Here is a 17532-nt window from a genome sequence, read left to right on the forward strand (position 1 = left end):
AATGGGACGGCAAACCGGACGGCGCCATGACGGTCACCGACCCCGCCACGGGCGTGACCCGCACCTTCGCCGCCCCTGTCCCCTCACCCTCCTTCGGCGTCTTCCACCTGGCCCTGGACTCCTGGACCGACCGCAACGCCAACCGCATCGACATCGAACGCGACGACGACGGCATCCCCTTCGGCATCCGCCACTCCGGCGGCTACTACGTCGCCGTCGACACCCACGGCCCCCGCATCACCGCCCTGCGTCTGCTCGACGAGCCGCCCTCGCGCTACCACCCGAGCGCCGCGCCCGACGAGGGCACCCTCGTCATGCGCTACGGCTACGACACCTCCGGCAACCTCACCGAGGTCATCAACTCCAGCGGCGAGCCCCTGCGCTTCACCTACGACACCGAGGGCCGCGTCACCCGCTGGACCGACCGCAACGGCACCTGGTTCTCCTACGTCTACGACGACCGCGGCCGCGTGGTGCGCACCGAGGGCATCGACGGCATCCTCTCCGGCACCCTCACCTACGACGACACCACCCGCACCACGACCTACACCGACTCCCAGGGCCATACCTCGATCCACCGCTACAACGCCGAGGGCCAGGTGGTGGAGGAGACGAACCCGCTCGGCCACGTCACGCGCACGGAATGGGACGAGTACGGCGACAAGCCCCTGACCGTCACCGACCCACTGGGCCACACCACCCACTACACCTACGACGACACCGGCAACCTGGTCGAACTGACCCTTCCCGACGGCACACGGGCACAGGCGCGGTACAACGCGCTCGGCCTGCCGACCGAGGTGACCGAGCCGGGCGGCGCCCTCTGGCGCTACTCCTACGACGCGCGGGGCAATCTGCTGAGCACTGTTGACCCGCTTGGCGCCGAGACCCGCTACGTCATTGATGACAAGGGCCGTCCGGTCGCGATCACCAACGGCCTGGGGCACACCCGCACCGTGGAATATGACGCTGCGGGCCTGCCCGTAGCTGTGACAGACGAACTGCGCCACACGACGACAATCAGTCGCGATCCCTTCGGCCGGGTCATCGAGGTGACCGACCCCCTCGGCAACGCCACCCGAGTGGGCTGGACGACGGAAGGGAAGCCGGCATGGCGCGAACTGACCGACGGGACGCGTGAATCCTGGACTTGGGACGCCGAGGGCAACCTGCTCTGTCACACCGACCTCGCCGGTAAGGCGACCCACTATTCGGTGAGCCACTTCGGCGTACCGGCCACCCGTACCGAGCCGGGCGGCGCACGGTACACGTTCGCCTACGACACCGAACTCCGCCTGACCGCCGTCACGAACCCGCAGGGCTTGACCTGGTCGTACACCTATGACGACGCGGGCCGGTTGACAGCGGAGACGGACTTCAACGGTCGTACCCTCACCTACAGGCGCGATGCCGCCGGCAACCTGGCCGCGCGCACCAACGGCGCCGGACAGACCCTGCGCTTCGTGCGGGACCCGCTCGGCCGGGTAGTGGAACAGCACACCGACACGGGGGACGTCACCACGTTCGCTTACGGCTCCGACGGCAACCTGTGCCGTGCGGGGAACGCGGATGCCGGGCTCGCAGTGGAGCGTGACCCACTCGGCCGAGTGCTGTCGGAGACCGTGAACGGCCGGACGACGAGCTATGTCCACGATGCCGTCGGTCGCCGGACCCGGCGTACGACACCTTCTGGGCTGGTCTCCGATTGGACCTATGACCTGGCGGGGCACCCGCTCACCATGCGGTCGTCCGTGGGCGCGCTGGACTTCTCCCATGACGCTGCCGGCCGTGAGACACAGCGCAACCTCGGTACGGAGGTGTCGCTCACCCAGGCGTGGACCGCGGCGGGTCTGCTGAGCGTGCAGACCCTCACCGCCAGTTCCCCTGACCGCCTCCTACAGCACCGGACGTACGCCCATCGAGCGGACGGCCATCTCACCGAAGTCCGGGAGCTGACGTCCGGTACCCGCCGCTTCGTCCTGGACGACATGGGTCGCGTCACCCGTACGCGCGCTCATGGCTGGAGCGAGACCTACGCGTACGCGCCGGCGGGCCACCTGACGCACGCCGAGTCGCCCGCCCATGAGGCATCCGGTGAGCGGCGATTCGAGGGCACGCTCGTCCGCAAGGCCGGCCGCACCTCCTATGAGCACGATGGCGAGGGCCGCCTCGTACGCAGGACCCGCGAGCTCCTGAACGGCCAGACCCGTACCTGGACCTACAGGTGGAACGCCGAGGACCGCCTCACGGAGGTGATCACCCCAGACGGGATTCAGTGGCGGTACGCCTACGACCCGCTCGGCCGACGCATCTCCAAGCATCGGGTCGCCGACGACGGCTCGGCGGCCGACCGTACGGTCTTCGCCTGGGACGACCTGTGCCTGGCAGAGCAGGCCACGGCAGACGGCTGGGTGACAACCTGGGACTACGCGCCGGACAGCCCTCGCCCGGTCGCCCAGACGCGCCACAAGCCGACCGTGGCGGCCGCAGACACGTCGTTCCTGGCGCAGTTGGCGGAGGAATCGGATCCCGAGTCAGGCGCTCGGTTCCACGCCGTCGTCACTGACTCCCTCGGCACACCCACGGAGCTGGTCTCCGCGACAGGAGATCTGGTCTGGCAGCGTCGTACCAGCCTGTGGGGTACCCCTCTTCCGGCCTTGGACGAAGCGACGCCACCGGTCGACTGCCCACTGCGTTTCCCAGGACAGTACGCCGACCCGGAGACGGGTCTGCACTACAACCTGTACCGGTACTACGACCCCGAGATAGCGCGGTACATCAGCGCGGACCCGCTGGGTCTCGTCCCCGCACCCGATCACCACGCCTATGTACCGAACCCGTTGAGCTGGAGCGACGACCTCGGCCTGGCAGGAAAGGGTCCGACGGGGCCGCAGAACCCGCTGAATTTCGGGCAGGGGTACACAGGCCGACGTGACCCCTTCCCTGTGGGAAACAAGGGCATGGACGTGGAAATTCACGTCTACGACAAGTCGATGCGCGAAGTCGGACTCTTCAACAGCCAGGGCTGGTTCAATAAGCACGGCATCAAAGCGGCGGAAGTCGAAGTCCCGCCCGCCGTGGAGAATGCCATCAAGGGTCGGATGATCTACGAGTTGCGAAAAGTAGGCCGGATCGGCCCCAAGGGGACAGAAGATATCAGCGGGGGCAAATGGAGGCGACCACCTCTTGCCGCGGAAGGTTGCAAATGAAGTACGTCACGGCCGTTTGGGATGATGGCGGGTTCTACGTCGATCCGAGGCCCTACCTGGCCGAGCTCCCGAACTTTCGAGATCGGCTGCCTATCGGGGCCAGGCAATTCGCGTCCGATCCGGCGCATTATGCATTGGGGCATGGAAATAGCCGCTGTGTCAAGGATCTGGAACTGTCTGGAATTCATCTTGCCACCGACAAAAGTGGGGGGATGACGCTGGAATTCGCCCCGAATCAGTGGAAGCACGACGCGGGGCTACGCATCAGCTATTCAGGGGTGACCCACTTCTCCATCGATTATGCGCATGCCATCGACTGGATGCTGGTCGACACCGTGCTTCTCGACGAGATCCTCCCGGACGAGGGCGGGGGTTGCGTGCATGAAATCGCGCTCACTGACGCGTCGATCACCGTGCGCTGCGAGGACCTGCGAGCCATCTGGGGGGACGCGAACTGAGGGGGTGACCGGGAGGACACCAGCTCGTCATCGCACCGACGGACAGGAAGCACGTCATGGCCGTACGGTTCACCGCACGGTCCGGCCATAGAGAAGGTCGACAGGACTGCATGCGGGTGCCTGCCTCGGCGATCTGCCGCGGCTGCGGTGATCCACTCCCAGGGGCGTAGCGCTGCGCGGTGAACTGGCGCGCTGGACCCGGACCCGACGCCCTTCAGCGTTCCCTTGGACGTCGACCATCGAAGTTCGCCGACGTTCCTGGCGTACACGATCGGCCAGAGACGGGACGGCAAGCGAGCCCGCCCACAGCTAACCGGGGTCCAACTGGGCGGCTCCGGGGCCATCGTCACCATGGTCGGCGATCAGTAGTGCATGCCAGGTGGCGGCGAAGGCTCGGCGCCGCGCGAACGCGGGACCTGTCACGTCCGGCGGGGGCTGGCTGCTCCGGCCGGGAGTCGTCCGCCGAGACGGCAACCTGGGCGGGAATGGCCCAGCGCTCACGGATTCGGGGTAGGGACAGATCGGGTGCGAGCGTGGAGCCTGCGTAGAACACCGGTTCTTTCTCACCGTTGCGGTCGTCGGGCAGCGCGACCTTGTAGCCGAGCAGATCGCCGGAGGGCGCGACGCGCTTGCGGATCAGCAGACCGGCGGCCGCCAGCCGGTCGAAGAACTCCTCCTCGCTGGTCGCGCCGGCGACCGCGCGTCGTACGGTCTCCCGTAGATCCTCGCGTGGCGGGGCGTTCACGTCCCTCGCGTTCGGACATGTGCCGCTCCGCGCTGGTGGCCCGCTTGGCGGGGGGTGCCGTGCGTCCCGCGTCAGTGATATCCGCCTGCCACTTCCCACTCTTTTCGGGCATGGTGATCAGGCACCGCTCTTTGAGTGCGCGGGCGGTGAGCGCGAGCCCGGGACTGTCCGACGTGACGGGGTCGGTTCCGTCCCCGATGCGGGTGAGGAGTGCGAGCTGCCGGTCATTCAGCGGAGACCATCGGCGCATGCCGATCGTCGTACCGTCTGTTGTCTCCTCAGCACAAGCCGTGGGATGAATCTTGCGGGGTCACAGCGCGCCCGAAGGCGGAACGTCACTGGCTGGGAGCCACCGGGGAGTCGCTTCCCGAAGCCGGCTCCCAAAACGGGGCCGCACAGCAAATCGGGCCCGGTGCTGATCTCCCAGCACCGGGCCTGACCTGGTATTACGGCGTCGGGGTGGCGGGACTTGAACCCACGACCTCTTCGTCCCGAAGCAACTCGCGCAGCCCGCCGACCTTGGGCCAGTGCTCATCTGACCTGCTGCGACGGTCCGTGAGTGTCCGTGCTCGTCCACCGCTGTCTGTCCGCGTTGTCACGCAGTTAGACACTCAACGCTGCGGCTCACGTTGAGGTGCTCAGATCCGCGTCGTGCAGCGCAGTGAGTTCCTTCAGGTCGTTCGCGACCATGACCTGAGCGAGACGACCCGCGACCGCCACGACCTTTGGCCAAGAGGGTGCCTGTAGGTACTCCGCATCGGTGTCGTTGGGTGCCTCGGCCGCCGCGGCGTTGAGCATGATGCCCAGCTCACGCATGAGGGCGACCTCTTCCTCAGTCCTCAGACTGACTCCGAGGTATCGCTCGGGCTCCTCGGCATCGCAGAAGTCATCGAAGAGCGTGTGAAAGACGTGGTTCAGGTTCTCGAACACCGACGGGTCAAGCCACACCTCCTGCTGCCATGGCGGATTGGCCAGAGCCAGGACTACGGGTACGACGTGGACTCGGTGGTTCGCCAGGAGACGGGCGTCTTCGCTCACGGGGCCGAGCCTAGCGACGAGACTCTGGTGATGCGCCGGCGTTTCCGGAGCCGAGTGGCAAGAAACACCCCATCTTGCCCGACCGCCACCCCTGGGCGGAAACCCGTATCATCACGTGGCCCTGACCTCGGGCTTTGCGGCTGACGGCGAGGCTCGACTGTCACTGCCGGTCACCGTCGGTCGGCCTCGGGCACCCTCGCACGGCCCAGAGACGGCCCAGGAACGCGAGTGTCACTCCCCGCCTCGCCGGGCTATCGTGCCGCCGGAGCGCCCCATCCTCTTCCTCGACGTCGACGGTCCCCTTATCCCGTTCGGGTCCTCACCCAGTCACCTGTCAGCTCCCGCCTACGACTCTCAGGTGACCTCTGACCACGGAAACCCGCTGCTCGGACGGCTTGACCGCGGCCTCGGGACGCGTCTCATGGCCCTGGACTGTCAGCTCGTGTGGGCCTCGACGTGGATGGAAGAGGCGAACGAGGCCGTCGCCCCACGCATCGGACTGCCAAAGCTGCCCGTCGTGGATTGGCCGGACGTCTCCGCCGACGACAGCCCGCGCGGCCTGCACTGGAAGACTCGTCCCCTTGTCGAGTGGGCCAACCGCCGGCCGTTCCTCTGGGTCGACGACGAGATCAGCACCATGGACCGCCTCTGGGTCGCTGCCCAACATCCTGGGCCGTCGCTTCTTCATCGCGTCGACCCGACCAAAGGCCTCGTGGACGCCGACTTCTCCACGCTTGCCGGTTGGCTCCGTACCGCTGCGCCGAGCTGAGCCACAAGACCAGGCGATTAGAAGATGCGGGCACGCCCCTCGGACTGGGCCTGGGCGGCTGTGACTCATTCCGCTGGCGGTCGCACGGGTTCGCCGTCGTACACCGTCGTTGCCGTCAGGACTGCCGTCGCTGCCGTCAGCCTGGTGCGTCGATCTCCTGAAGACCGGTGGTGACCTCAATGTCGACGGCGTCGCGAAGTTTGAGGGCGCCGAAGAAGCCCGAGTATGGCTTGATGCCCCATTGGGACTGCACCACGCTCCCGGCACCCTTGACGCTTCCGTCGTCTAGCTGTCGCACATCCAAGCGGAGCGGACGGGTCTGCCCAACCAGAGTCAGATCTCCCTCAACGGTTGCGCTGCCGTCGTGGATCTCCACGCCTGTGGAGGTGAAGGTCGCATATCGGTGCTGATCGACACGCAGCAGCTTGTGCATCGTTTGCTGGATCTGTTGCCTGTCGCCGTCGCTGAGCGGCTTGACCCCGCCGGTGCCTTCCAGGACCTTCAGCGCGCCCAGGTCCACGCGTACCGACACTACCGTCGGCTGGGTCGCGGGGTCCGCCGGCACGGTGACGTGGCCTTCCCACTCGGTGGCCTCGATGAGCAGGTCATGTCCAACCCTTGCGGCCACGCCCTGGCGAGCGGTGCGCACCAGCAACCGACCGACCTGCTTGCCAATCGCGTACTCGCCTGCTGTTGTGACCATAATTCCAGCCTACGCTCGACCAACCGGCCACAACATCAACCGTCAACGGGTGAAATAGGGGCTGACCACCGCTTTAGGAGTTCGATTTGACCGCCTGCCCACCCGTGCTGTGCGGGGCGGCTGTGGCCGTGTCAGACTGCACCGCGCCGCTGCTGTCCGCTGTTGTTGATGTCAGCCATGGATGTCACCTCCCACCGGCTGTGGTCACTTGCGACGCTTCTTCGCCTTGCGTTCGGCTTCCTTGCGCTTCTTGATGGTGTACGACGACCACTCGCCACGGTGCAGGTTGCATCGCGACGCACCGACCATCGCCAGCCGCCGACATCGAGTGCCCTTCTCCGTGAGTGCTCCACACCTAGACTGCGTATGAGCCACGTCTCCCACCCCCGGTCTCGACCGTCGTGCGGACCAGTGCAGGATTGCCGGGCGCATGTCCTCTGTGGAAGGCGCACTGCTCCGCGCAGCGATGCACGACGGCCCAAGGGGGTTGCTCGGGGGTGCACGCTTTCCAAGTCCGTTGGTTGCTCGCGATGCCGCGTACGACGGCGTTCACCTGCGTTCAGGGTCGGCTGACCTCCGCCGAGGGGGCGGCTTGGGGTCTCGTCTGAACGGCCGTGAACGGCGCTGAATGAGACGGAGCCTGATACGGGCCGCCCTAGGTCTCGTCCCCTTCCCCCAAGCCGAAGCTCTACGGCAGGTCATCATGGCCTGGCGCCGCCACCCGAGGCCGAGCTCGCCACTGGCCTGACGAGCGGCTGAGGTGAACGGCCTGAACATGACGAGTTCCGCCTATATGATCACACTCATGTCTTCGGGTGATGCGAACGCAGGAGAAAACGGACAAGAGTCTTTCCGAGTCAGTGAAGACTCTGCCCCCCTCTCAAATATCGAGCGGTTCACTTCTGGGGCTATCGGCCTCCTGATGATTGCGGCCGGTACAGTGGCTGTATTCAAGAGAAGCGTGGAAGCTGGACCAACAGCGCTAATCGCCATTGGCGCAATTCTCGTCGTTATGGCGGTCACTGGCAGCGGAATTACTCGTGCCAAGTTCGGCGAGAATGAGGTAACTCTTGCCGCGCGCCGCAAGATTGCTGCTGCGGCAATTGCTATGGCATCGCCTGAGGAGGCTGACGCGGCCATCGCTGTTGCGGCAGCCTACGATCCGGTTGCGATTCCGGTCTCCAGTGGTCTGGCGGGCGAATCGTATGCCCGCTACGAACGGCTCGTAGGGGAGCGAGTCAGGCGCCTGGCTAATGCCGATAGTGTGACATACTCGGAGCGTTTCGGCCCCTATCAGGTTGACTATGTGGTGAGGCTACCGGGCCGGATGATCGCGCTGGAAGTTAAATATGGAAGTCCCGATCGGAGGATTGATTCTTCGAGGATCCATGCTGCTTTGGGGATCTTGACGGCAAGCGACGCTGAAACGCTCGCAGTTGTCACCAATATGCGACTCCCAAGCGAGAGCGTCCTGGCGCAGCTTAACCGCTTCGCCAGCCAGATGAATAAGGATTTCAGGGTAATCCGCTGGGTCGATGGCGAAGATGATGGCTCGCTTGAGGAGCTGTTTCGGGGATAAGATGCAAAGCTTGCCTGCTCGTATGAGCGGCCTCGGACGGCCCAGCCTCGCCGCATACAGGGCCGCGCTCGACTAACTTCGGGCACCTTCGATGTGGTCCGCCTGAACCCCAGCCTACGAAAGTCAGCCACGACGGCGGGTGAGCCGACCGATCAGGCGCGCGTGTGTCTCGCTGCACCCTACCGGTCTCGGCCACGCTATCGGGCTTGTCGTCGACCACAGCAAGCCGCGGTAGCTGGCCCGTGACGACTGTGCCAGAACCCTCAGCTCGGGAAGTTGTGCTGTTTCCTGCTCGATCTGGTGCGTTTGGTGCGGTCGCCCCGGGCGCATCGGAACCTTGACCATTCACGGCCGGGGATGCATTCTCAATTGTTCTCTGCCCACTCGCGGATGAGGAGAAGGGGCCGGGCGAGGACGACGTCTCGTGCTCGCCGACCGCCCTCGGACGGTCCCGCTCCAACACAGCCGAGCGCCTGGCCCTTGGAGGAGACCGTCAAACTGGCAGGAGGGGGGCCGGCGGATTTAGCTGGCTCCGCCCACACCGGCTAGAAGCGGGATTTCTTCTGTTCGACAAAATCGGCGCACCCGGTGACCCAACTCTTCTCGTTGTAGTCGCCGGTCCCCGGGAACCTGCTCCACAACTCCTGACACCGCCCCTCGACGGTTTGCCGGTCTTCATCGCTCCGCGGCAGGTAGGCGTCTCCAAAGGAGTCGTGGTAACCGTGCAGGTAGCTCCGCTTGTCCAAGCCCGAGGTTCCGTGGCCCCCTTCCGATGTCGACACCGTGATGACCAGCGTCACCGCGCTGAGGCCAATCAGCCACAGCAGGAACTGTCGGCCCCAACTCATTTCCTTCGTCTCCCCATCCTTGCAGTCACCCCTCTATATGGGGTATTAGGCCGAAAATGGGCTCGAATCACGAACCGCCTTCCAGGACTTTCCTCGCGAACGTTTCAAACCGTTCCATAGTTTGTACTCGCGGGTTTCGCGATGCAACCGCCTCAAGGAATGCTGGGCCACGCTTGAAATCGCTAGTGACACTGACGAATTCGCCGAGAATCCACTTGCCTCGTACCAGCGGCCAAGGGGTTGGCAGCGCTTTAGTCCATTCCTCTTCTGCTCGCGTGATGGCTCGCTCGATATCTGCGGCTGAGAGCTTGGGCGTTGGATCTGCGGCTTTCCGGAGCCTGGCAATAGCGGCATCCCCACGGGGTGTGGGCCAGGCAAAAGAATCATTTGACCTCAGGAGGCGTTGGGCAATTTCGGCAACTGCCGAATCTTTCGCGTCGATCAGCAATTTCGATAGCAGTTCTTTGAGCTTTTTAACGGAACGGAAAGGCGCCTTCACTAGACAACCGTCGACGGCAGATTGCAAAAATGCTTCATCGCTAAGCAGTACGCCCTCAATGTCAGCGGTCGGCCAGATGAAGCAGCGTGGCGCAATGTTCTGATTGGGAACTGGAGCCATAACATCTGCGTCGACAACCCCAATGATAGGCACGTCGTAGTCGGCCAGTGATTCCAACGCCTTGATTACCTCCGCGCGACCGCCACGCCCGCGAATATCGGCACTACCCAACAGTGGGACTAGTTGAGGGAGAATTCCTTCATCGAAGTCCCCTTCCGTCGCAACAAGTAGACTCGCTTGAGTGAGTGCACTTTCTTTGAAGCCGGCTTCTCGATAAAGATCTATTCTTTCGCCCTCCGTCTCCACGATCGCGGGCGGTTTGTCGTGGTAAAGGCGAAAAATTGCTTGCGGAGGCATGCTGTCCAGAATGGATGGGCTGTGAGTGGCTAGGAGGAGTCTGCCTCCTTCCTGAAGCCCGACTTTAAGTGCCGCGAGAAGTTTTGTGCTCAATGCGGGATGCAAGTAGGCATCCGGTTCATCAATCGCGATTATGCTGTGACCTTCGCCTGCTCGGAACACGCGGCTGATAATTACCAATGCCTGTCGCTCACCGCTTGATAGCTCATCAATCGAGTGGAATCCGCCTCCAGGAAGTCCCACTCGCAACCGGTCAGGATTTTGACGGGTCAGAGGCATCAAGAATTTCGGATAAAGAAGCAGGTTGACTGCTCTTGTGAAAGAGTCCCATTTGGACGCCTCGTTATCCTCCTGATCGTGCGCCTCACTGGGTAGAGCCCCAGCTACGCAGAGGGCTTTAGCGTAATTTTCAAACTCTCCATCGTCCAAACGTCCACTGTACGCAGTATTGCGCGCCTCGGAGGTCTTCTCCAGCGCAACTTGCTCGGCGAGTTGTGCCAGATCGAACGCTGCGCTGTGATTGGATACTAGGCGCCTCTCTGCGGGAAGGAAGATGAGATTGAAGCTTGGATGCCGCTGTAGGAAGTTTTGGTTTCTGAAGCAATTCCATAGGGATGGGATATCCGGCTGTGTGTGAATGTTGACCGAACCGACGATCGGCTCCACCCAAATTTGATATGTCACCTCGCTTAGTGATTCACTTGGTGTCCAGCCGGCGTGGGATTGCTGAATGAATTCGGTTAGGGCTGTCACTTCAGCTTCGTCGAATTCGAGTGTGACGGATACGGATCTTTTGGCTGAGGGTTCCCTTGGTGTAGGGATTGTGCTCGTCCATGGGGCAAGCAAGCAGGCAAGCATTTTGCTTTTTCCTGTGCCGTTAGCTCCAGCGAGCGCAATCATTTAATGGTCGGGCAGATCTATATCGCAGTCGCGCAAACCGCCAATATTCTCGGCTGTGAGTCGTGCAATCCTCATGTTTTGCCCCCTAGCGCTCCCCGCTGTGCGAGCGTGATGCTACATCGCTATTGGGAGCGTTGAGGGCGGAACGCTGAACTTGAGACCTAGGTCTGCGGAACGGCTTTGGGGTGGCGCTGCTTTGGCGCGAGTGATCATGGTCCCGTAAGCTTTCGGTGCGTCGGGCAGTCTGTGGACCTGCCCGGTAAAGCACGACGTTGGGGCCATGATCTTCGAGGCTCGCGCCGAAGTGGCTGCCTAAAGCCGCGGAGCCGACCGCCCCAGCCAGACGTACCCCTTCTCTAGCATCAGGCGGCTGCTTGCTGTGAGCGCGGCACGGGCGCCGGCCGGGCTGGAGCGGGGCGGAGACAGGAGCGCAGGCCCGGCCGGGGGCCGGGCCGCGCGCGGGGAGCGGAGCGAGCCGCCTTGAACCAGTAGAGAAAGTTGTAACTCAGTCTGTGCGGTGGGGCACGAAGGTATGGGCGCAGGTTGGTAGTTCAGCGCCCTGACGGTGTGCGAGGGGCAGGAAGAGTGCTGGTCGGACTGTCCATGTGATGCGCATGCCGACGTGCGTGATGGATACCGTCCAGGGCTCCCGGCGCAACAGGGCTCGCCTTGTGTCGATGCGGTCGTCGTGGAGTCGCGTCCATGCTTCCTGGGAAGCGGCCGTGTCGAGTGCTGGTGAGATGGTGCGCAGGATCGTCGCCACCCAGTTGTTCGCCTCGACCGCCGAGTACGCATCGAACGACGCCAGGCGCGTCGGTCCTTCTGTGCCGGCGGCATCCTCGGTCCAGCATTCGCACCAGTACCCGCGGGTGGGTCCGTTCATGACTTTGCTCCCACCGGGTAGGCCAGCAGCACGTAATGGGTGCTCTCGTCGTAGAGGGTGAGTTGGTAGCCCGTGCCGCCGGTCATGTAGGCGAGGGCTCGTTCGTGTTCGGCCTCGTCCGTCAGCCAGTACAGGCCCGGCTGTGCGTACGGGGCGTCGAGCTGGTCGGTGATGTCCCGCGTGCGCTCGCGTAACCAGCGCAGCGCCAGGCGTGGGCTCGTGGTGTCGTGTGACCCCAACGGGATGGAACGGACCTCGTCCATCGGGTAGGCGGCGGCTCGGCACTGGCAGAGGAGCGGGCTGCTGTCCCTTCTCAGCGCTACGGGAAGAGCGGGCATCAGCACGGGTGCCCTCCCGCCGGCCGGGCCTGGGGGAAGAGTTCCGCGGTGACGGTGTACCCGCCGGGACTGTCGTGGACGACGACTCGGTGAGCGATTGCGCTGACCATGCTCAGGCCCCGGCCGTGCTCGGCCCGCTCGTCCTGGTGCTCGACCTTCGGCGCCGTACCGGTGCTTCCCTCGTCCATGACCGACAGGGCGACCACCTGCGACGAGACCGCGAGTGCCAGATGAAAGCTGCCCGACCGCATGCCGCTGGCCGTGTGAAGGATCGCGTTGGTGCTCAGCTCGCTCACGATCAGCTCGGCGTCGTCGGCCAGAGGGGAGCCGCGCAGGATGTCGCGCGTCCAGCGGCGGGCCCGGCTGACCTCTTCCGGGAAACCTGGGCAAGACAGTCCCCAGACCCGGGCTGTACTCGTATACTCGTGCATACAAGTTCCTTCGTGCTGGTAGGCCGCCATGTGCAGCGGGTTCGGGCTAGACGAGTTTCACGCCGTCATGGGCGCGAATGGCCGGCGGGGACGCCGCGTCGAGTGCGTCAAGGACGCGGACCGCGTACGCCTCGTCGGCGAGTTCGATGACTTCTTCGCGGGTGGCCCAATGCAGAGCGCGGGTCTCGTCCCCGGTGGTCGGAGTGCCGTCGGCCGCCTGGCAGCGGAAGACGAGGGAGACGATCAGGCCCGTCATGTTCTTGTAGATGCCGGTCAGGGTCGCGGGAAGTGCGATCTTGATGCCGGTCTCTTCGAGGACCTCGCGCTGAAGGGCTTCGGGGATGGTTTCCTCGCGTTCGAGGACCCCGCCCGGGGGCTCCCACTTACCGTTGTCGCGGCGCTTGATCAGGAGGGCCCGGCCTTGGTCATCGATGATGACCCCGGCGACGCTCACGGAGTGCGGGCGTTCAGTGCTCACGTTCCTCGGCCCTCTCGGCTGACTAGGCTCTCCACCGTAGCAACAAGACTCGCCCACTCGTCTAGATACCTAAAGGAGTACGCATGGCGTCCCTACCGAGCATTCTCGGCGGCCTCGACCCGACCAGTGATCGTGCGGTCTTCCGGCAGATCGCCGACCAACTGCGTGAAGCCATCGACCGTGGGCGATTCAAGGAGGGGGAGAAGCTGCCCTCCGAGGCTGAGCTGGTCGAGCACTACGGGGTTTCCCGAATGACGGTCCGGAACTCCTTCTCGATCCTCCAGGGTGAGGGCTTGGTGCACGCCGAGCACGGCAAGGGCGTCTTCGTTCGTCCCCGGCCTCCCGTGCGTCGGCTCGCCTCCGACCGGTTCGCCCGGCGCCACCGTGAGCAGGGGAAGTCCGCGTTCATCGTGGAGGCCGACGCCGCCGGCGGTCACCCGAAGGTCGACAGCCTGGAGGTCAAGGAGGAGAAGGCCAGCCAGGACATCTCTACCCGGCTCGGTTCCGTGCGGCGCGTACTCGCCCGGCGTCGCCGGTACCTGCTCGACGGCCGGCCGGTCGAGTTCGCCACCTCCTACCTTCCGCTCGACATCGCCCGTGGTACACAGATCGCCGAGCCCAATCCTGGCCCTGGCGGCATCTACGCCCGCCTGGAAGAGCTGGGTCACCAGCTCGACCACTTCGAGGAGGAGATCCGGGCCCGGATGCCCTCGCCGTCCGAGGTGAAGACGCTGCAACTGGCTTCCGGTGTGCCGGTGATCCACCTGATCCGTACCGCCTTCGACACCGCGGGGCGGGCCGTGGAGGTCTGTGACACGGTGATGGCGGCGGACGCGTACGTCCTCTCCTACCAACTTCCGGCGACCTGACCGACGGTGCGCGAGGCCACTTCTTCGGACTCGTACGCCTCGACACGCATACTCGTATAGACGAGTGGGCAAGCCGTGTGGCAAGGTGGTTCATGTTCCCGGCGAAGTCGGGTTCGAAGAATGCATCTTGTCTAGACGAGTAGATAGGGAGAAGCCTTGCGCACCATCCGTGTGGAGACCTCGGCCGCGACCATCCTGCTGACCGAGGCGCCCGAGCCCAAGGTCCGCGACCGGCAGTCGGGCGAGATCGCGAAGGACGCCATCAGCGGTGAGGCGCTGATGACGATCGGCGTCGTGTACATCGAGGAGGCGGAGTCGTCCCTGATCAAGGTGACCGTTCCGGAGAGCGGGGTGTCGGAAGGGCTCGCCCTCGGTGCCCCGGTCTCGTTGCCGGGCCTGGTCGCCCGGCCGTGGGAGAGCGTGTTCAACGGGCAGCAGCGCCACGGCATCGCCTTCCGGGCCGCCGCCGTCACTCCTGCCGCCTTCCCGGCCGCTGTGGGGGCCACGGCCTGATGACCGAACTGGCAACGCTCTTGGAGGTGGGTGGTCCCGTCGCCGCACTCGGTGGTGGGGCCGCCTACGCCCGGGCGCGACACCCAGGCGTCTACTGGTCCGCGGTCGGCTTACCGGTGTCCACGGTACGGCTGCTCAGCTCCTACGGCTCCGTCATGGAGGCGTGCGGCCTGACCGTGGCCCCCTCCCGGCTGCGGGCCCTGGCGGTCAAGGCCGCCACTCGCCGTGAGGTCCGGCCCGTACCGCCGCGTCGGGGAATCGTCCGGCCGACCACGACGGGGCTGCGGGTCCGCCTGAGGCTCGCCCCGGGGCAGGAACCCGCCGACGTGGCCGCCTCCGCCGAACGGCTACGGCACGCCTGGGGCGTCCATGCCGTATACGTGACCACGGTCAAGCCGGGCGTGGTCGACCTGCGGCTCGTCGGCTTCGACGTGCTGCGGCGGGTCCGCATGCCGCGAAAGCTGCCCTCGGGGCTTCTCCGGGTGTCGGTCGCGCTGCGGGAGGACGCCGCTCCCTTCGTACGCGACTACCGCACCGTGCCGCACCAACTCACCCTCGGCGCCACGTTGTCCGGCAAGTCCATGTATCTGCGGCACCTGGTCGCCGGGCTCGCCCGTCAGCCCGTCGCCCTGGTCGGCATCGACTGCAAGCGGGGCGTGGAACTGGCGCCTTTCGCTCCGCGGCTGTCCGCGCTCGCCACCGACCCGGACGAGGCCGCCGAGCTGCTGCCCGTGCTCGTCAAGGAAATGGAGGATCGCTACGACCTGATCAAGTCCCGGCAGGGCATCGAGCCGAGCACGCCGGACGAGGAAATCACCTCCGACGTCTGGGGCCTGCCCGAGCACGAACGCCCGGTCCCCGTCGTGCTGTTCGTTGACGAGGTCGCCGAACTGTTCCTCGTCGCCACGAGGAAGGACGAGGAGCGGCGGGACGAGATGGTCACACAGCTCATCCGGCTTGCTCAGCTCGGTCGGGCCGCCGGCATCTATCTGGAGGTCTGCGGGCAGCGCTTCGGCGCCGAGCTGGGCAAGGGCGCGACCATGCTGCGGGCCCAGTTGACCGGCCGCGTCTGTCACCGCGTGAACGACGAAGCCTCCGCCAAGATGGCACTGGGCGACATCGCCCCCGAGGCGGTTTCCGCCGCCTGTGCCATCGCCCCCGAGCGTCCCGGCCTCGCCGTGGCCGGTGACACCTCCGGCGGCTGGTCCCGTATCCGCACGCCGTACCTCTCCCTCGGTGACGCGGCCGAGACCTGCCGCGAATCGGCCCACCTGGTCCCCGAACTGCCCGCGCTCAACCGCTTCCGGCCTCACGTTCCCGTGCGGCCCGTCGAGACACCGTGCCCGGTCGTGCGGCCCCGACCGGTGACCGACTGACCCGACCCGCCTTGCCCCCGGTCGGCGTGACCGCCTCGCGCCATGTCCCACCCCTCCCATGCCCGAATCCGGAAGGAGCCGCAGCATGCGCGCCCACCTGGCCCGTGTCGACGCGGTGCTCGTCCAAGCGGTCATCGCCGCCGCGCTTTCCTTCGCCCACCTGCACGACGTCGCCTCGGCGGCCGGACAGGACGGGTGGAAGGCGTGGGCCTATCCCGTCTCGGTCGACCTGCTGCTCGTCGCCGCCTGGCGCCGACTGCGGTCCGGTGAGGCCAAAGCGGCTGGGTGGTGCTGGTTCCTTATCTCGCCGCGTCCCTGGGTGCGAACGTCGCCACCGCCGGGCTGCTCGACCTGGACAACGTGCCGGCCTGGCTTCGCATCCTCGTCGCGGGATGGCCCGCGGTCGCCTTCCTCGGCGGAACCCTCCTCGTCCACTCGTCGCCGACCACGCACCACGAGACCAGTGACGACGTGGGCCAGGAGAAGGTCGAGGACATCGAGAACGAGGAGGACGCGCCCGGCCCCGCACCGGAGCCCCCGGTGACACCAACACTCGAGCCACTACCGACCCCGGTTCCCGTCGCTGTCCCGGCCGCTCTGGTCGAACACGCCCGCAAGGTCGCCGCCGAGCACCACGCCCGTACCGGAACAGCTATCGACACCCCGACCCTGCGCACCCGCCTCGGCGTCCCGCCGCCCATGGCCGAGGCCATCGCCGCCCAGCTCTGAAAGGAGACCCCACGTGAGCGCCAACCGCCGCTTCCGCTCCGTCACCCGCATCGGCCCCGTCCAGGTCGGCACGTCCTACGACGGTCGCGGACGGGAGAAGCACACCGCCGCCTGCACGGCCCCGCGCTGCGGCTTCTCCGCCGACTACGACAGCCGGGCCGCCGCCGAGCTGGCCGCCCGTACCCACCGCTGCCCCGTCCGCTGAAGGGATCCGAAAACCGTGACCGTCAGCCTCCCGCTTGTCGCCGTCCTCGGCTTCTTCGCTTGGGGAGCGGTCAAGTTCCTCGGCGTCCGCACGTGGATCGTCGTCCTGATCGCCCTCTTCGGCTTCTGGCTCTCGCACACGTTCATGGCCCCGGCCATCGAGTCCGGCACGCGCTCCGGCGTGGACATCGTCAACGGCTCACATGACTAGACGACTAGGTAAGGAGAGCTTCGCCGTGTTCCTGCCCAAGTACCCCGACAGCCCGACGCCGCCGCCCACGTACCCCCACACCGTGGCCGACCCGGCACCCGCCCGGCGTCCCGGCCCTCAGATCTCCGTAAGCACGGGAGCGGTCGCGGCCGTCCTCGTCGGTGGTGTCGTGCTGACCGCGGTCCTGGCCGCCGTCGCCGTCACGGCCGTCTCCGTTGCCGTCGCCGCCGTAGTCCTGCGCTCCCTGCTGCGAGACCAGCACCGCCGCTGACGCACCGAACCCCCGGGGCGGCCTCGATACCGCCAAGCATCCGCCGCCCCGGGGGCTGTCTCCC

General features: G+C 65.7%; 18 protein-coding genes and 3 pseudogenes. 11 read left to right on the forward strand and 10 right to left on the reverse strand.

Going from position 1 to position 17532, the window contains the following annotated elements; all coding sequences use genetic code 11:
• The coding region (locus AB0F03_RS24045) for an RHS repeat-associated core domain-containing protein (protein WP_361995408.1) at positions 1 to 3209 on the forward strand (3209 nt) is incomplete at its 5' end.
• On the forward strand, positions 3206 to 3667 hold the full coding sequence (locus AB0F03_RS24050) for a hypothetical protein (protein ID WP_361995410.1): 462 nt from the start codon (positions 3206 to 3208) through the stop codon (positions 3665 to 3667). The genes AB0F03_RS24045 and AB0F03_RS24050, both read left to right, overlap by 4 nt.
• Before the next feature lie 321 nt (positions 3668 to 3988).
• On the opposite strand, the pseudogene AB0F03_RS24055 reads toward AB0F03_RS24050, so the two are convergent.
• From AB0F03_RS24055 to AB0F03_RS24065, 3 genes and pseudogenes are all read right to left on the reverse strand, one after another.
• Positions 3989 to 4473, reverse strand: a pseudogene (locus AB0F03_RS24055) (mobilization protein); the annotation flags it as partial.
• A pseudogene (locus AB0F03_RS24060) lies at positions 4474 to 4662 on the reverse strand (PE-PGRS family protein); the annotation flags it as partial. It abuts the pseudogene before it with no gap.
• Between the two features lie 374 nt (positions 4663 to 5036).
• On the reverse strand, positions 5037 to 5450 hold the full coding sequence (locus tag AB0F03_RS24065) for a hypothetical protein (RefSeq protein ID WP_361995412.1): 414 nt from the start codon (positions 5448 to 5450) through the stop codon (positions 5037 to 5039).
• Between the two features lie 253 nt (positions 5451 to 5703).
• Between AB0F03_RS24065 and AB0F03_RS24070 the strand changes: the two genes are divergently transcribed.
• On the forward strand, positions 5704 to 6219 hold the full coding sequence (locus AB0F03_RS24070) for an HAD domain-containing protein (protein ID WP_361995685.1): 516 nt from the start codon (positions 5704 to 5706) through the stop codon (positions 6217 to 6219).
• A gap of 136 nt (positions 6220 to 6355) precedes the next feature.
• Here the strand turns inward: AB0F03_RS24070 and AB0F03_RS24075 are convergent, their stop codons facing one another.
• A complete protein-coding gene (locus AB0F03_RS24075; RefSeq protein ID WP_361995414.1) occupies positions 6356 to 6922 on the reverse strand; it encodes a YceI family protein in 567 nt (188 codons plus the stop codon).
• Between the two features lie 760 nt (positions 6923 to 7682).
• On the opposite strand from AB0F03_RS24075, the gene AB0F03_RS24080 reads away from it, so the two are divergent.
• Positions 7683 to 8501 carry a hypothetical protein gene (locus AB0F03_RS24080; protein ID WP_361995416.1) on the forward strand — a complete coding sequence of 273 codons (819 nt, stop codon included), beginning with the start codon at positions 7683 to 7685 and terminating at the stop codon, positions 8499 to 8501.
• 545 nt (positions 8502 to 9046) lie between these two features.
• On the opposite strand, the gene AB0F03_RS24085 is transcribed toward AB0F03_RS24080, so the two are convergent.
• The 6 genes from AB0F03_RS24085 to AB0F03_RS24110 all read right to left on the reverse strand — a co-directional run bounded on the left by AB0F03_RS24085 (position 9047) and on the right by AB0F03_RS24110 (position 13271).
• Positions 9047 to 9349, reverse strand: coding sequence for a hypothetical protein (locus AB0F03_RS24085; RefSeq protein WP_361995418.1), 303 nt, complete (start codon positions 9347 to 9349; stop codon positions 9047 to 9049).
• Positions 9350 to 9416: 67 nt separating this feature from the next.
• The gene (locus tag AB0F03_RS24090; protein ID WP_361995420.1) at positions 9417 to 10931 is read right to left on the reverse strand and encodes an AAA family ATPase; all 1515 of its coding nucleotides are present in this window, start codon (positions 10929 to 10931) and stop codon (positions 9417 to 9419) included.
• A 739-nt stretch (positions 10932 to 11670) separates the two neighbouring features.
• Positions 11671 to 12048, reverse strand: a complete 378-nt coding sequence (locus AB0F03_RS24095; RefSeq protein ID WP_361995422.1) for a hypothetical protein — start codon at positions 12046 to 12048, stop codon at positions 11671 to 11673.
• Complete coding sequence (locus AB0F03_RS24100) at positions 12045 to 12386, reverse strand: hypothetical protein (protein ID WP_361995424.1); 342 nt, start codon at positions 12384 to 12386, stop codon at positions 12045 to 12047. The genes AB0F03_RS24095 and AB0F03_RS24100 overlap by 4 nt, the downstream gene beginning before the upstream one ends.
• Positions 12386 to 12817, reverse strand: coding sequence for an ATP-binding protein (locus AB0F03_RS24105; protein ID WP_361995425.1), 432 nt, complete (start codon positions 12815 to 12817; stop codon positions 12386 to 12388). Before AB0F03_RS24105 ends, AB0F03_RS24100 begins: the two co-directional genes overlap by 1 nt.
• A gap of 46 nt (positions 12818 to 12863) precedes the next feature.
• Positions 12864 to 13271, reverse strand: coding sequence for an NUDIX hydrolase (locus tag AB0F03_RS24110; RefSeq protein ID WP_361995687.1), 408 nt, complete (start codon positions 13269 to 13271; stop codon positions 12864 to 12866).
• 107 nt (positions 13272 to 13378) lie between these two features.
• Between AB0F03_RS24110 and AB0F03_RS24115 the strand changes: the two genes are divergently transcribed.
• The 7 genes and pseudogenes from AB0F03_RS24115 (at position 13379) to AB0F03_RS24145 (ending at position 17468) form a co-directional block, all read left to right on the forward strand.
• Positions 13379 to 14164, forward strand: coding sequence for a GntR family transcriptional regulator (locus AB0F03_RS24115; RefSeq protein ID WP_361995427.1), 786 nt, complete (start codon positions 13379 to 13381; stop codon positions 14162 to 14164).
• A gap of 156 nt (positions 14165 to 14320) precedes the next feature.
• Entirely contained in the window at positions 14321 to 14677 is a 357-nt protein-coding gene (locus tag AB0F03_RS24120) for a hypothetical protein (RefSeq protein WP_361995429.1), read from the forward strand.
• Positions 14677 to 16053 (forward strand): FtsK/SpoIIIE domain-containing protein, encoded by a 1377-nt coding sequence (locus AB0F03_RS24125; RefSeq protein ID WP_361995431.1) that lies wholly within the window; start codon positions 14677 to 14679, stop codon positions 16051 to 16053. The genes AB0F03_RS24120 and AB0F03_RS24125 overlap by 1 nt, the downstream gene beginning before the upstream one ends.
• 85 nt (positions 16054 to 16138) lie before the next feature.
• A pseudogene (locus AB0F03_RS24130) lies at positions 16139 to 16782 on the forward strand (DUF2637 domain-containing protein).
• 13 nt (positions 16783 to 16795) lie between these two features.
• On the forward strand, positions 16796 to 16987 hold the full coding sequence (locus tag AB0F03_RS24135) for a mobile element transfer protein (RefSeq protein ID WP_004986816.1): 192 nt from the start codon (positions 16796 to 16798) through the stop codon (positions 16985 to 16987).
• A gap of 15 nt (positions 16988 to 17002) precedes the next feature.
• Positions 17003 to 17197: a hypothetical protein gene (locus AB0F03_RS24140; protein ID WP_094054604.1), complete on the forward strand. Its 195-nt coding sequence runs from the start codon at positions 17003 to 17005 to the stop codon at positions 17195 to 17197.
• Between the two features lie 25 nt (positions 17198 to 17222).
• Positions 17223 to 17468: a SpdD protein gene (locus AB0F03_RS24145; RefSeq protein ID WP_361995433.1), complete on the forward strand. Its 246-nt coding sequence runs from the start codon at positions 17223 to 17225 to the stop codon at positions 17466 to 17468.
• Positions 17469 to 17532: the final 64 nt, after the last annotated feature.

This window comes from Streptomyces sp. NPDC028722 (assembly GCF_040637655.1).
Classification (GTDB): domain Bacteria; phylum Actinomycetota; class Actinomycetes; order Streptomycetales; family Streptomycetaceae; genus Streptomyces.